This is a genomic window from Streptomyces pallidus (ex Mingjun et al. 2026), assembly GCF_051550185.1.
GTDB lineage: Bacteria > Actinomycetota > Actinomycetes > Streptomycetales > Streptomycetaceae > Streptomyces.
Map to the genome: position 1 here is coordinate 6,747,367 of NZ_CP196181.1, position 13,883 is coordinate 6,761,249.

Annotated in this window: 13 protein-coding genes and 2 pseudogenes; 9 read left to right on the forward strand and 6 right to left on the reverse strand. The window is 74.1% G+C overall.

The window, feature by feature from the left end:
- Nucleotides 1-127: 127 nt before the first annotated feature.
- Together ACSHWO_RS30070 and ACSHWO_RS30075 are read left to right on the forward strand one after the other, a co-directional pair.
- A complete protein-coding gene (locus ACSHWO_RS30070; protein WP_438316760.1) occupies nt 128-1,039 on the forward strand; it encodes an SIS domain-containing protein in 912 nt (303 codons plus the stop codon).
- The gene (locus ACSHWO_RS30075) at nt 1,036-1,890 is read left to right on the forward strand and encodes a class II fructose-bisphosphate aldolase (RefSeq protein WP_438316763.1); all 855 of its coding nucleotides are present in this window, start codon (nt 1,036-1,038) and stop codon (nt 1,888-1,890) included. Before ACSHWO_RS30070 ends, ACSHWO_RS30075 begins: the two co-directional genes overlap by 4 nt.
- 23 nt (nt 1,891-1,913) lie before the next feature.
- Here the strand turns inward: ACSHWO_RS30075 and ACSHWO_RS30080 are convergent, their stop codons facing one another.
- The gene (locus ACSHWO_RS30080; RefSeq protein ID WP_438316766.1) at nt 1,914-2,762 is read right to left on the reverse strand and encodes a hypothetical protein; all 849 of its coding nucleotides are present in this window, start codon (nt 2,760-2,762) and stop codon (nt 1,914-1,916) included.
- Nucleotides 2,763-3,002: 240 nt separating this feature from the next.
- Here ACSHWO_RS30080 and ACSHWO_RS30085 point away from each other — a divergent pair, with 240 nt between their 5' ends.
- Entirely contained in the window at nt 3,003-4,193 is a 1,191-nt protein-coding gene (locus ACSHWO_RS30085; protein ID WP_438316769.1) for an acyl-CoA dehydrogenase family protein, read from the forward strand.
- Nucleotides 4,194-4,236: 43 nt separating this feature from the next.
- Here ACSHWO_RS30085 and ACSHWO_RS30090 read toward each other — a convergent pair whose 3' ends face one another.
- The 5 genes from ACSHWO_RS30090 to ACSHWO_RS30110 form a co-directional block, all read right to left on the reverse strand.
- A complete protein-coding gene (locus tag ACSHWO_RS30090; protein ID WP_438316773.1) occupies nt 4,237-5,028 on the reverse strand; it encodes an ABC transporter permease in 792 nt (263 codons plus the stop codon).
- Nucleotides 5,025-6,041, reverse strand: a complete 1,017-nt coding sequence (locus ACSHWO_RS30095; protein WP_438316776.1) for an ATP-binding cassette domain-containing protein — start codon at nt 6,039-6,041, stop codon at nt 5,025-5,027. The genes ACSHWO_RS30090 and ACSHWO_RS30095 overlap by 4 nt, the downstream gene beginning before the upstream one ends.
- A gap of 142 nt (nt 6,042-6,183) precedes the next feature.
- Complete coding sequence (locus ACSHWO_RS30100; protein WP_361090157.1) at nt 6,184-7,020, reverse strand: DUF4097 family beta strand repeat-containing protein; 837 nt, start codon at nt 7,018-7,020, stop codon at nt 6,184-6,186.
- An 83-nt stretch (nt 7,021-7,103) separates the two neighbouring features.
- Nucleotides 7,104-7,661, reverse strand: a complete 558-nt coding sequence (locus ACSHWO_RS30105) for a hypothetical protein (RefSeq protein WP_438316780.1) — start codon at nt 7,659-7,661, stop codon at nt 7,104-7,106.
- 155 nt (nt 7,662-7,816) lie between these two features.
- Entirely contained in the window at nt 7,817-8,470 is a 654-nt protein-coding gene (locus ACSHWO_RS30110) for a CBS domain-containing protein (RefSeq protein WP_438316783.1), read from the reverse strand.
- Between the two features lie 424 nt (nt 8,471-8,894).
- Here ACSHWO_RS30110 and ACSHWO_RS30115 point away from each other — a divergent pair, with 424 nt between their 5' ends.
- The 6 genes and pseudogenes from ACSHWO_RS30115 to ACSHWO_RS30140 all read left to right on the forward strand — a co-directional run bounded on the left by ACSHWO_RS30115 (nt 8,895) and on the right by ACSHWO_RS30140 (nt 13,866).
- Nucleotides 8,895-9,971 (forward strand): zinc-dependent alcohol dehydrogenase family protein, encoded by a 1,077-nt coding sequence (locus ACSHWO_RS30115; RefSeq protein ID WP_385834658.1) that lies wholly within the window; start codon nt 8,895-8,897, stop codon nt 9,969-9,971.
- An 8-nt stretch (nt 9,972-9,979) separates the two neighbouring features.
- A complete protein-coding gene (locus ACSHWO_RS30120; RefSeq protein WP_438316788.1) occupies nt 9,980-10,660 on the forward strand; it encodes a helix-turn-helix domain-containing protein in 681 nt (226 codons plus the stop codon).
- A complete protein-coding gene (locus ACSHWO_RS30125; protein WP_438316791.1) occupies nt 10,660-11,418 on the forward strand; it encodes an HAD family hydrolase in 759 nt (252 codons plus the stop codon). The genes ACSHWO_RS30120 and ACSHWO_RS30125 overlap by 1 nt, the downstream gene beginning before the upstream one ends.
- A pseudogene (locus tag ACSHWO_RS30130) lies at nt 11,415-12,167 on the forward strand (hypothetical protein). The gene ACSHWO_RS30125 and the pseudogene ACSHWO_RS30130 overlap by 4 nt, the downstream one beginning before the upstream one ends.
- A gap of 101 nt (nt 12,168-12,268) precedes the next feature.
- Nucleotides 12,269-13,167: pseudogene (locus tag ACSHWO_RS30135) on the forward strand (hypothetical protein); the annotation flags it as partial.
- Nucleotides 13,144-13,866, forward strand: a complete 723-nt coding sequence (locus tag ACSHWO_RS30140) for a universal stress protein (RefSeq protein ID WP_438319311.1) — start codon at nt 13,144-13,146, stop codon at nt 13,864-13,866. The pseudogene ACSHWO_RS30135 and the gene ACSHWO_RS30140, both read left to right, overlap by 24 nt.
- Nucleotides 13,867-13,883: the final 17 nt, after the last annotated feature.

Consider the following 13,883-nt stretch of genomic DNA (forward strand, 5'->3'; position numbering starts at 1 on the left):
CCCCTCCGCTCGCACCGCACCGATCGGCCATGACACTAACCCACCCGCTCACCCCCGATATGCTTGAAGTTGCGCGAAAACGACCGCTACCTTGCAGAAATCCGCAATGCAAGGCCAGGGAGCCGTCATGAGCCAGAGCCACATCGCGTACGAGTCGGACACACAGCCCGAGTGCTGGGAGCGGGCCGCCGAACTGGCCCCGGCCCGGCGGGCCGTGCTCCCGCAGCCGGGGGAGCGCACCGCGATCGTCGGGTGCGGAACCTCGTACTACATGGCGCAGGCGGCCGCCGTGCTGCGCGAGGAGGCCGGCGAGGGGGAGACGGACGCGTTCCCCGCCTCGGAGTTCCCGTCGCACCGCCGCTACGACCGCGTCGTCGCCCTGACCCGGTCCGGCACCACCACCGAGGTGCTGGACCTGCTCGCCGGGCTGCGGGACGCGGGGGTGCCGACGACCGCGGTGGTCGGAGACCCGGCGACCCCGGTGATGGGGCTCGCCGACGACCTGGTCGTCCTTGACTTCGCGGACGAGCAGTCGGTCGTGCAGACCCGGTTCGCCACCACCGCCCTGACCCTCCTGCGCGCCCACGTCGGACGGCACACGCCCGCCGTGGTCGCCGACGCCCGGACCGCCCTCGCCGCACCACTGCCCGAACAGCTGCCCGCCCGCCGCCAGTTCACGTTCCTGGGTCGCGGCTGGAGCATCGGGCTGGCCCACGAGGCCGCGCTGAAGATGCGCGAGGCGTCCCTCTCCTGGGCCGAGTCCTACCCGGCGATGGAGTACCGGCACGGCCCCATCAGCATCACCGGCCCCGACACCGTCACCTGGTGTCTGGGGGAGGCCCCCGACGGGCTCGCCGAGCAGGTCCGGGCCGTGGGGGGCGAGTGGGTGCCGGCCGGGCGGCTCGACCCGCTGGCCGAGCTGGTACGGGTCCACCGGCTGGCCCTGGCCGTCGCCGCCCACCGGGAGCTGGATCCGGACCGGCCGAGGAACCTCACCCGCTCCGTGGTCCTCACCGCGGGCGAGGAGGCGGTCCGATGAGCCTGGCCGCCGCCGGTGAGCTCGTCGTGGAGGCGGCCGCCGCCGGGCGGGCCGTCGCCGCGTTCAACATCATCACGCTGGAGCACGCCGAGGCCGTCGTCGCCGGCGCGGAGCGGGCGGGCGTGCCCGTCATCCTCCAACTGAGCGAGAACGCCGTGAAGTTCCGCGGCGGCGCGCTCCTGCCGATCTCACGGGCCGCCGCCGCCTGCGCGGAGGCGGCGGCGGTCCCGGTCGGACTGCACCTGGACCACGTCAAGAGCCCCGACCTGCTCCGGCAGGCGGTGGACGCCGGTTTCAGCTCGGTGATGTACGACGCGGCGCAGCTGCCGTACGCGGAGAACCTGGAGGCGACCCGCTCGGCCACCGACTGGGCGCACGCCAACGGTCTGTGGGTGGAGGCCGAGCTGGGGGAGGTGGGCGGCAAGAACGGGGAGGCAGCGCCGGACCCGCACGCGCCGGGTGCCCGTACCGATCCGGACGAGGCGCGGCGGTTCGTCGCCGACTCCGGTGTGGACGCCCTCGCGGTGGCGATCGGCAGCACCCACGCCATGACCAGCCGTACCGCGTCCCTGGACCACGCACTGCTGGCCCGGTTGGCGAAGACCGTGGACGTGCCGCTGGTGCTGCACGGCTCGTCAGGGCTGCCGGACGCGGAGCTGGCCGCCGCGGTGGCGGGCGGCATCCGGAAGGTCAACATCGGTACGGCGCTGAACGTGGCGATGACCGACGCCATCCGGACCCACCTCACCCCGGCGGACCCGCGCCCGTACCTGACGGCGGCCCGTACGGCGATGGCGGCGACGGCCGTGGTGATGATCGGCGCGCTGAGCCGCGGTCCCGCCGGAGCCTGACGGGGCCCGGCCGCCCGCCCGGCTCAGCGCGGCCGCACCAGCCGGGCCCGGTGGCAGGTGATGGCGTGCCAGCGGGCCCGGTCCGGGGTGGCGCCCCGGGCAAGGGTCCGCCGGGCCTCGACGGCCGTGACGTGCCGGTCGTCGGCGAGGCACATGACGAGGAACAGGGTCGTGTCCTGCGGTCCGACGGTTTCGAGGTAGTACCAGTCGGCGCGGACGGTCCGCCCCCCGGAGAGGAACGGGCGCTGCAGGAAGTCCTGGACGTCCAGCGGGAAGTGGCCGAGGACGTTCTGGGCCTCCGCGGGGTCGAGGGCGAGCCGTTCCACCGGCGCCCCGGGCCGGCCGGGTGCGGCGGGACCGCCGGCAGCCGCGGGACCACCGGCAGCCGCGGCCGTGTCCCGGCCCCCGCCGAAGGACCGGCTCCGCAGTGTCCCGGGCTCCAACCGCACCCGCTCGCCCCGGAACTCCCGGGCCGGCCCCTCGGACGGCGCCGGCCGGACCCGGCAGAGCCCCCGGTCGCCGAGCACCACGGCGAAGGGCGCGCCGTCCTCGGTGAGGTGGGCCCACCAGAGCAGGACCGTGCCCGCCTTCTCCAGGGTCCTGCCCCGTACGTCGGCCGGCAGCCGCTCCCAGCAGACCTCCCGGTCGGGCAGGTCCGGGTCGACGGGCAGCGGCCCCGGCTCGTGGACCTGCGTGAGCCCTTCGGGCCGTTCGGGCCGGGCGGCGCTCCGGTCCTCCTGCGGCCGCCGTCCGGGCAACCGGTCCGCACGGTCCGCACGGTCCGCGCGGTCCGCCCCGTCAGTGCGGCGCGGCTCCGGCAGCCGGTCCCGTCCGGCGAACTCGCGCCGCCACGCCTCGACGTCCCTGTCCATGCCCCTGAGCCCTCCGGATGCGCGTCCGACCCGACCGACCCGCCATTGTCCGCCAGGACGGCCCGGCCTGTCAGGCGTTCACGGCGGCGAGCCCGGCCATGGACGCGCTGTGCAGACCCACCACGCACGGACCCTACCGGATTCTTGGAACAGGTTCTACTCTGCCCACCGCCGCCCGGCCCGCCGCCCGCCCGGCCCGGCCGTGCCGCACCATCCGCCAGCAGAGCACCCGGAGGGGCCGTGCACCTCGAATACACGCCTGAGCAGCAGCAGTTGCGCAGTGAGCTGCGCGCCTACTTCGCCGAGCTGGTACCGCGGGACGTCCATGCCCGGTACGCGGACCCGGCGGCCCAGAAGCGGTTCTACCGGGAGACCATCCGCCGGCTCGGGGCGGACGGCTGGCTGGGGGTGGGCTGGCCCGTGGAGTACGGCGGGCGCGGGATGTCGGCCATGGACCAGTTCATCTTCTTCGACGAGGCTGCGCAGGCCGTCGTGCCGCTGCCGCTGATGGCCCTCAACACGGTCGGGCCGACCCTCATGCAGTTCGGCACCGACGAGCAGAAGGCGTACTTCCTGCCCCGGATCCTCTCCGGCGAGATCGACTTCGCGATCGGCTACAGCGAGCCCGACGCCGGCACCGACCTCGCCGCGCTCAAGTGCCGGGCCGTCCGCGAGGGCGACGTGGAGACCGGGACGTACGTCGTCAACGGCCAGAAGATCTGGACCACCAACGGGGACACCGCCGACTGGGTGTGGCTGGCCGTGCGCACCGACCCGGACGCCCCCGCGCACAGGGGCATCACCATGCTCCTCGTGCCGACCGGCGACCCCGGCTATTCGTGCACCCTCATCAACACCCTCGCCTCGCACGACACCACGGCCAGTTACTACGAGAACATCCGCGTCCCCGCCACCCGCCGCGTCGGGCAGGAGAACCAGGGCTGGCGGCTGATCACCAACCAGCTCAACCACGAGCGGGTCACCCTCGCCGCCCACGGCACCATGGCGATCCGGGCCCTGCACGACGTCCAGCGCTGGGCGGCCGCGACCAAGCTCGCGGACGGGCGCCGGGTCATCGACCTCTCCTGGGTCCGCGGCCGCCTCGCCCGCACCCACACCCGGCTCGACGCGATGAAGCTGCTGAACTGGCAGATGGTGGGCGCGGTCGAGGACGGCACCCTCACCCCGCAGGACGCCTCCGCGGTCAAGGTGTACGGCTCCGAGGCGCGCCGGGACGCGTACGCCTGGCTGATGGAGGTGGTCGCCGCGGCCGGCCCCCTCAAGGACGGCTCGGCGGGCGCGGTGCTGCACGGCGAGCTGGAGCGCGGCTACCGGAGCGCGGTCATCTTCACCTTCGGCGGCGGCAACAACGAGATCCAGCGCGAGATCATCTCCTGGATCGGCCTGGGCATGCCCCGCGTCCGCCGCTGACGACCGGTGCGCGGGCGCGCCGGTCGTCAGCGGCGACGGGGGTCTAGCGCCGGGTGGTGCGGCCGAAGGTGCGGCGGGACCACAGGTAGCCGACGAGGCCGAGGCCGGTGCACCAGGCGAGGGCGAGGTAGGCGCTGTTGCCGATGGCGGTGCCCATGAGCAGGCCGCGCAGGGTCTCGATGACGGGGGTGAAGGGCTGGTACTCGGCGAACCAGCGCAGCCCGGTCGGCATCGAGTCGGTCGGTACGACGGCGCTGCCGAGGAAGGGGAGGAAGGTCAGGGGCAGCGGGGTGTTGCTCGCCGATTCGGGGGTCCTGGCCACCATCCCGATGCCCGCCGCCAGCCAGGTCAGCCCGAGGGTGAGCAGGGCGAGGAGGCCGGCCGCGGCGGCCCATTCGGCGGCGGAGGCGTCGGGGCGGAATCCGATGGCGAGCGCGACGCCGGTCACGAGGGTGACGGCGGCCAGGGTCTGCAGGACGCTGCCGGCGACGTGCCCGGTCAGGAACGCGGCGCGGGAGATCGACATCGTGCGGAACCGGTTGACGATGCCCTCGGTCATGTCGACGCATACGCCGACGGCGGTGGCGACCGCACCGGAGGTCGCGGCCATCAGGATGATGCCGGGGGCGACGTAGTCGATGTACTTCCCGCCGCCGGTGGGTGCGCCGGCGATGCCGCTGCCGAGGGCGCCTCCGAACGCGTAGTTGAACAGCAGGAGCATCATCACCGGCATGAGGACGGTGGAGAAGGTCATCGCCGGGTAGCGCACGGCGTGTTTGAGGTTGCGCCGCAGCATGGTCATCGAGTCGCTGGCGGCGTGCGCGAGGGTGCTCATCGTGCCGTCTCCACGGAGGTGTTCGGGGTGCCGCTGCCGGTCAGGGCGAGGAAGACGTCGTCGAGGTCGGGGGTGTGCACGGTCAGGGACTCGGCTCGGATCGCCGCGTCGTCCAGGACGTCGAGCACGGCGCGCAGGGTCGGGATGCTCCCGTCGCCGGGGATGCGCAGGACGAGCTCCTCGGCGTCGCGCGCGGCGGTCCCGAAGTGGCGGGCGGCGTTGTCGAGTTCGGCCGGGTCGGCGAAGCGCAGGCGGATGTGGCCGCCGGGGATGAGGCGCTTGAGTTCCTCCGCGGTGCCTTCGGCGACGATCCTGCCGCGGTCGAGGACGGCGATGCGGTCGGCTAGCTGGTCGGCTTCCTCCAGGTACTGGGTGGTGAGGAAGACGGTCACGCCGTCGCTGACGACCAGGTCGCGGATGATCTCCCAGAGGGTGCGGCGGCTGCGGGGGTCGAGCCCCGTGGTCGGCTCGTCGAGGAAGATGATCCGCGGGTCGCCGACCAGGGTCATCGCCAGGTCGAGCTTGCGCCGCATGCCGCCGGACAGCGTGGACACCGGCTTCCGCGCGGCCTCCGTCAGCTCCAGCCGTTCCAGCAGCTCGGCGGCGCGGCGGCGGCCTTCGCGGCGGGGCAGGTGCCGCAGGTCGGCCATGAGGAGAAGGTTCTCCTCGGCGGTGAGGAGGCCGTCGACGGCGGCGAACTGGCCGGTGACCCCGATGGCCCCGCGTACGTCGCCGGGCCGTTCGGCGAGGTCGTGGCCGGCGATCCGGGCCTGGCCGCCGTCGGGTTCGATCAGGGTGGACAGGATCTCGACGGTCGTGGTCTTGCCGGCGCCGTTGGGGCCGAGCAGGGCGAAGACCGTGCCTTCGGAGATGGTCAGGTCGAGGCCGTTCAGGACGATCTTGTCGCCGTAGGACTTGCGCAGTCCCCGGGCGGAGATCGCCGGCGCGGCGGCGGCGCCGACGGCGCCGGTCGCCGTGGACGAGGTGGTCGGGGCGGTGGATGTGGTGGCCATGAAGGACTCCTATGCGGTGTGACATGGCACATGTGGATTCGGTCGGGCGTCCGTGGTGACGCCCGGTCGTCGTGCGTGCCGCCCCACGCGGTAGGGCGGGGTGATCGGGAGCGGTGACCGGGTGCGGCGTCCGGTGCGGCCGTCAGGCTCGGCGGATCACGATGTCGCCGGCGGTCGTACGGGCGTGGATCTCGACCGTGTCCTCACCGGCGCCGGGGCCTTCGGCGGCGCTCAGGGAGTTGCGCACGACGCCGACCCGGGAGCTGACGTCGAGCCAGGCCGCACTGGACTCGCGGATGCCGATCTCGACGTCGCCGAGCGAGGTCTGCAGGTCGACCGTGCCGCGGGCCACCTCGTTCACGTGGACGGAGCCCTGGGACGTCCTGACGTTGACCGAGGCCTCCGCGACGCCTACCGTGACGCGGCCCACGGAGGTGTTCGCCCTCAGGTCGCCGGTGATCGAGCCGATCGCGGTCTCGCCGACGCCGTTCTTGACGGTCGCCGCACCCACGATCTCGCCGATGTCGATCCGGCCCGAACCGTGGATCTCGGCGTCGCCGACGATGCGGTCCACGCGGACGTCACCGTGGTCGGAGCGGAGGTCGACGACGCCCGTCTCGTCGAGCCGGATGTCGCCGAGCGAGGTCCTGACCCGGCACTCCCCGAGCGGCCCCTCGCCCAGGAAGTCGCCCATGGGGGACCTCGCCTGAAGGTGCGAGCCGGCCGGGAGACCGAGGGCCACGTCGATGGAGCCCAGCTTGCCGAACAGGGAGCGCTTCTTGGGGCCCTTGAGCGTCAGGGTGCCGTTGGCGTACGTGACCTTGGTCTGCTGCGCCGCCTTGACGTCGTTGTCGTCGGCGCCGTTGCTCGGCAGCACCTCGACCACCGTGTCCGTGCGCCTGCCGGCGGTGAGCCTCACGTTGCCGAGGTCGAACTCGAGGATCGCGGTGATGGGGCCGGGCGTTTCGTAAGAAGGCATGGCTGTGCCGTCCTCTTGGCTGTGAAGGGTGAATGCGCAGGTGGTGGTGGGGCGGGTGGGGCGGCCGAGGGCGGTCGTGGCCGCTAGCGGACCCAGCCCTGGTAGCTCTGGCCCCGGGCGGGGCGCTGGGAGCGCGGGGTGGGGGCCGGTGGCCGTGCGGGCGCGGCCGACTCCAGGGCGGTGGCCACCGCCCGGACGAGCCAGGCGTTGACGGACAGCCCCTCCTGGCCGGCCGCGTCCTCGACGCGGGCCTTGAGGTGGGCCGGGAGCCGGAAGTTGATGCGGGCCGTGGCGGCGTCTTCGCCGGCGGCCGTGGTGGCGGATGGTGCCAACGGTGGCGTCATCACTGGCGGCATCGGCGCCATGTCGGCCGGACCGGCGTCGGGGAGCTCGGGCGCCGGCGGCGCCGTCACCACGAACTCGGGGTCGAGCCCCCGCAGCCGTACGTCCACCGAGCCGGGCGCGAGCTCGCGGGTGATCTCGTCCGAGGCCGCGGACAGTGCGTTCAGGAGGGTCAGCCGGGCGGCGGACTCCAGGGGTGCGGTCAGTCGGTCGGCCAGGGCGCGCGCCTCGTCCCCGCCCGCGTCCGCGGCGACCGCGAGTTCCCGGCGGAGGTGATCGACGTAGGGGGTCAGGTCCATGCCGACCATCATGGCGCCAAAATGGCGCCATGGCAAGTCGTTATGGCGCCACTTGGCGTCGGGTGGCGCCATTCCTGTGCGGCGCGGCGCCATCTGGCGCCAACTCGTGGTGCCGCAGATGCTCCGACCGTGCGCCGTGCCCGGAGGACGTGGCGTCAGGGGGCGGAGGGCGCCTCCAGCCGGCAGCGGACGTCGACGACGCCCTCGACGGCGCGGGCGAGGCGCTCCGCCAGGGGGATCAGGGCCGGGTCCTGCACCCGGCCGGCGAGGGTGGCGATGCCGTGGGACACGGTCACCTCGACGGCTTCGTGGGAGAGCGGGAACACCCGCTCGACCACGTCCCGGCGGATCTCGGCGGTCAGGTCCTCGTCGGAGCGCAGGAACACCTTGAGGAGGTCGGCGCGGCTGACGATGCCCCTCAGGGTGCCGTCGGCGTCGACGACCGGGAGCCGCTTGACGCGGCGCTCGGCCATCAGGCGGGCGGCGCGCGGGAGGGTGGCGTCGGGGCGGATCGTGACCGCGGGGGACGTCATGAGGTCCTCGGCGCTGGTGGAGCCGGCCTTTGCGGTGTCGCCGAGGCGGCGCATCTGCTCGATCAGGCCGGGGCGGTGCTCGTGGAACTCCTCCTTGGGCAGGAGGTCCGCCTCCGAGACCACTCCGACGACGCGGCCCTCGCCCTCGACGACGGGGAGGGCGGTCACCTTCCACCGCTCCATCGCGGCGACGACGTCCCTGAAGCCGGTGGCGGGGGTGACGGCGACGACCCGGGTGGTCATGACGTCGGCGACGGTGTACGGGGTGGCGGTCATGGCGGCTCCTCTACGTGCGGGGGCGAGCCCGCCCCGGCGTACGGCAGCCCGGCCCGGTTGCGCAGGCGCGGGTCCGCGGCACCCTGGAAGAGCCCGCAGTCGACGAGGATCCGGGCGTGGTCGCTCGCGACGACGGGGAGCGTCTGCCGGTCACCGTCCGCACACCGCCGGGAAGGGACGGCGGGGACGGGCGGCGCGCGGAGCCGGAGGACGCGGAGGACGAGGCCGAGCGGGACATCGCAGCATCCCTCCTTCCCGGACGGACGACGACTTCCACCATCGCACCGGCGGGGACCGCCGGCAGGGACCCGACCGGTACCCGCCCGGGGGCCGACCGGCCCAAGCGGTGCGACGGGACGCGGGCACAGCCTGGCGGTGGAAAGCGCTCCCACAACCGCACAGCAGACAGAGAGGAGGCCGCGCCATGAAGGCACTCGTGTTCCACGGGCCCGGACAGACCTCCTGGCAGGACGTCCCCGACCCCTCCGTGAAGGACGCCGCCGACGCGGTCGTCCAGGTGGACGCCGTCACGATCTGCGGCACCGACCTGCACATCGTCAAGGGGGACGTGCCCGACGTGACCCCCGGCCGGATCCTGGGCCACGAGGCCGTCGGCACCGTCGTCGAGACCGGCGGCGACGTCCGCACCGTCCGCCCCGGCGACCGCGTCCTGATCTCCTGCATCTCGGCGTGCGGCCGTTGCCGGTTCTGCCGCGAGGCCCGCTACGGCCAGTGCCGCGGGGGCGGCGGCTGGGTCCTGGGCCACCTCATCGACGGCACCCAGGCCGAGTACGTGCGCGTCCCCTTCGCGGACCTCTCCGTCCACCCGCTGCCCAGCGCCCTGCCGAGCCACGAGGCGGTGCTGCTCGCGGACATCTTCCCGACCGCGTACGAGGTGGGCGTCCTCAACGGCGGCGTACGCCCCGGCGACACGGTCGTCGTGGTCGGCGCCGGCCCCATCGGCCTGGCGGCCATCGCGACCGCGGGCCTGTACAGCCCGTTCCGGATCATCGTCGTCGATCTCGCCACGTCCCGGCTGGAGGCCGCCCGCGGGCTCGGTGCCGATGCCACCGTGAGCGCACGGGAGGAGCCGGAGCGGCTGGTCGAGGACCTGACCGAGGGGCTGGGCGCGGACGTCGTCATCGAGGCCGTCGGCCTGCCCGAGGCGTTCGAACTGTGCACCCGCATGGTCCGCCCCGGCGGCCGGGTCGCCAACATCGGCGTCCACGGCAAGCCCGCGACCCTCCACCTGGAAGACCTGTGGATCAAGGACGTCACCCTCACCACCGGTCTCGTGGACACCTACTCGACCCCCATGTTGCTGCGGATGGCGGCCGCGGGCCGGCTGCCCGGGGCGGCGATGGTCACCCACCGCTTCGAGCTCGACCGGATGGGGGAGGCGTACGACGTCTTCTCCCGCGCCGGCGACACCGGCGCCCTCAAGGTCGTGCTCGGCGGACCGCAGCACGACACCGTCGCCGTGCCGCCCGAGGAGCAGTGATCACCGTGATGAGCAGCCCGCGAACCCCGTACCCGACGTCCGGTGGGAGGACCGGACGCACTGACCTGGGCCGCCGCCTGGCGGCCCACCGCGAAGCCCTCGGCCTCAGCCGCGAGGAACTCGGCCTGCAGTGCGGGGCGGACGCCAACTACATCGCCTATCTGGAGGAACACGCCGCCTCGCCGTCGATCGGCACCCTCGTCCGGGTCGCCGATGCCCTCGGCGTCACCGTCGACGACCTGACCGGCGCGAGCGCCGAACGGGTCCCCGGCCGGTCCTCCGCCCGGCGCGACACCACGCTCGTGGAACTGGACGAGGCCGAATGCCGACACCTGCTGGGCACGCACGGCGTGGGCCGCATCGCCGTCTTCACCTCCGACGGCCCGGCCGTCCTTCCCGTCAACTACCTGGTCGCGGGCACCGGCATCGCCTTCCGCACCTCCGAGGAGGCCGTTGCCGCCCGCGCCTCGGGCACCGAGGCCGCCTTCGAGATCGACCACATCGACGAGGTGACGGCAGGCGGCTGGAGCGTCCTGGCCGTCGGCGAGCTCGCCGCGGTCACCGACCCCGACGAACTCCAGCACCTCGGTGCCACGGCCCGCTCCCAACCCTGGGCCGGCGGCGACCGCACGCACTGGATGAAGCTCACCCCGGTACGGCTCACCGGCCGCCGCGTCGTGCACGACTGATGGACGCCGTGCGCGCGGTCGTCTTCGACACCGACGGGGTCCTCCTGGCCACGGCCGTCCGCCACGCGGCCGCCTGGAAGGAGGCCTTCGACGGCTGCCTCCCCGCGTGGCAGCACCACGTCGCCGGTGGCGGACCGCGCCCCTTCGACGCCGTACGCGACTACCGGGACCTGGTGGACGGCCGGTCCCGGCTCGACGGCGTACGGGCCTTCCTCGCGGACCGCGGCGTCCACCTCCCCGGCGGAACCCCCGAGGACCCGCCGGGTTGCGGCACCGTGCACGCGGTCGCCGCCCGCAAGGAGCGGATCTTCTCCGAGACGGTGCGGACCGAAGGCGTGACGGTCTTCGACGACGTCCGGCCCGCCCTCCTGCGGCTGCGGCAGATGCAGGTCGCGTGCGCGGCCGTATCGGCCTCGCGGCACGCCCGCACCCTCCTCGCATCCGCAGACCTCGTGGGCTTCTTCGACGCCCTGGTCGACGGCGCCGACGCGGCCGCGCTGGCCCTCCCGGGCAAGCCCGCACCCGCCCTGTTCCTGGAGGCGGCCGACCGGCTGGGAACCGGCCCCGGGTACACGGCCGTGGTGGAGGACGCGCTCGTCGGCGTCGAGGCGGGCCGCCGGGGCCGCTTCCGCCTGGTCGTCGGCATCGGCCGCGACGGCGACCCGTCCACGGCGGACGCCCTGCGCGCGCACGGCGCCGACCTCGTCCTCCCCGATCTGAGCGGGCTGCCGGCCCTCCTCGGAGACGGCCGGCCGTGAACACCTCCTGGCACTGGGAGTACCAGCGCTACGACCCCGGGACCGAGCGGCTGGTCGAATCCCTGTGCACCCTCGGCAACGGCCGCTTCGCCACCCGCGGGTCGGCCCCCGAGACCAGCGCCGACGCCGTCCACTACCCGGCCACCTACCTCGCCGGCTGATACGAGCGCCTCACCTCCACCGTCGCCGGACGGACCGTCTCCAACGAGGACATGGTCCGGCTGCCGGACTGGACCGCCCTGCGCTACCGCTGCCTGCCCGACGGCGCACCGCCCGGCGACTGGCTCACCCCGGACCACCCGACCCTGCGCCACCACCGCGTCTCGCTGGACCTGCGCGCCGGCACCCTCACCCGCCACACCCTCTTCCACGACGCCGAGGGCCGCCGCCTCGCCGTCACCCACACCCGCCTCGTCCACATGGGCGACCCGCACCTCGCCGCGCAGCGCACCGTCTTCCGCGCGTACGGCTGGAGCGGCCGGATCGAGGTCGCCGTGCTCGACGGCGACGTCACCAACACCGGAGTGGACCGCTACCGAGCCCTGGCCGGACGCCGCACGGGGCCGGGGTGGAGGCGGAGGGCACCGCCTGGCTGTCCTGCTCCACCTCCGCCTCGGACGTGCGGATCGGGTTCGCCGTGCGCACCACCGTGCGGCCGCTGGCGGCCGTGGCCGGGGCGTGCACGGCCACCACCACGACGCAGACGTCCGCCCCGGAGATCGGCCGGGGGCGGCCGGTCGTGGTCGTGAAGACCGCCGCCCTGTACGCCTCGCTCGACCGTCCTCCCGCCGACCCCGTACGGCGCGGCATCGAGCACGCCGGACACGCCCCGGACTTCGCGTCGCTGCTGGCGTCCCACCGGGCGTCCTGGGAACGGGTCTGGAGCAACGGGGAGGTGCGGACGGCCGGCGAGACCGGCAGGATCCTGCGCCTGCACGCCTTCCACGTGCTGCAGACCCTCTCCCCGCACACCGCCGAGCTCGACGCCGGCGTTCCCGCCCGGGGGCTGCACGGACCCGGCGCCGAACTCCTCCTGGACGTCGCCCACTTCTGGGTCGGCGCCGCGACCTGGGACGCCGCCCTCGGCCGCTACCGCATCCGCGGGGTCGTCGGCCCGGACGAGTACCACGACGCCTACCCGGACGCCGCCGCCCCCGGCATCGACGACAACGCGTACACCAACGTCACCCGCGGCCTGGGTGCTCGCCCGCGCCCTCGACCTGTACGCCGAACTCCCGGCGGCCCGGCGCGCCGAACTCCGCGCCCACCTCGACCTCGACACGGACGGCCCCGGGGCCTGGGCGGAACTCTCGCACCGCATGTACGTGCCCTGGCGACACCCCCAACCGCTACCAGGCCTCCAAACAGGCCGACACCCTCATGCTCGGCTACCTCTTCCGCCCCGCGGAGCTCTCCGGGCTGTTCAGCCGGCTCGGCTACCCGTTCGACGACGCGCTGTGGGCGCGGACGGTGGCGTACTACCTGCGGCGGACCTGCCACGGATCGACCCTCAGCAGCGTCGTCCACGGCTGGGTGCTCGCCCGGCAGCAGGGCCCGGACGCCTGGCAGTTCTACCGGGAAGCCCTGCTCGGCGACATCACCGACGTCCAGGGCGGCACCACCGGAGAAGGCATCCACCTGGGCGCCATGGCCGGCACCCTCGACCTCGCCGAACGCGGACTCGTCGGACTCCGCCCCGCCGCCGACGGCCTGCACGTCGACCCGGTGGCGTTCCCCGACGTCTCCGGATCCACGCTGTCCCTCTCGTACCTCGGGCACCGTGACGTCCGCATCCGGTTCCGGCCGGGCCGGATCGGCATCCGCGTCCCCCCGTCGCCCCTCGGCCCGGTGCCCCTCGTGCTGCCCGGCGGCCGGCACGAGCGGGTGGCCGCGGGCCGGGAACGCTGGTTCCGCCTACCTGCCGGGGGAGCCCCTCGCATGGCGGTGCGCACGCGTCTCGCACACGCTGGAAGCAGAGCGCCGGAAGGGATGAACGGCATGAACACGCAGAACGAGACTCCGCGGATCGTGGTGGGCATCGACGGATCGTCCTCGTCCCAGGCCGCGCTGCGCTGGGCAGTGCGGTACGCCGGCCTCGTCGGTGGCACGGTGGAGGCGGTCACGGCGTGGGAGGTCCCCGGCAGCGCGTCGTGGTCGGCTCCGGCCGTGGACGTGACGTTCGACAAGGAGGAGGCCGAGCGGCAACTGGTCGACGAGGTCCGCACCGTCCTCGGTGAGGACGGATCCTCCCTGGTCACCGAACGCCTGGTGCACGGGCACCCGGCCGACGTCCTGGTCGACGCGTCCGAGGGCGCCGACATGCTGGTCGTGGGCAGCCGCGGCCGCGGCGGCTTCAGCCGGGCCCTGCTCGGTTCGGTGAGCCAGCAGGCGGCGCTCCACGCCGCGTGCCCGGTGACCATCGTCCGTCCGGAGGTGCCCGTCGAGTGAGCCGCGGCGTGCGTCAT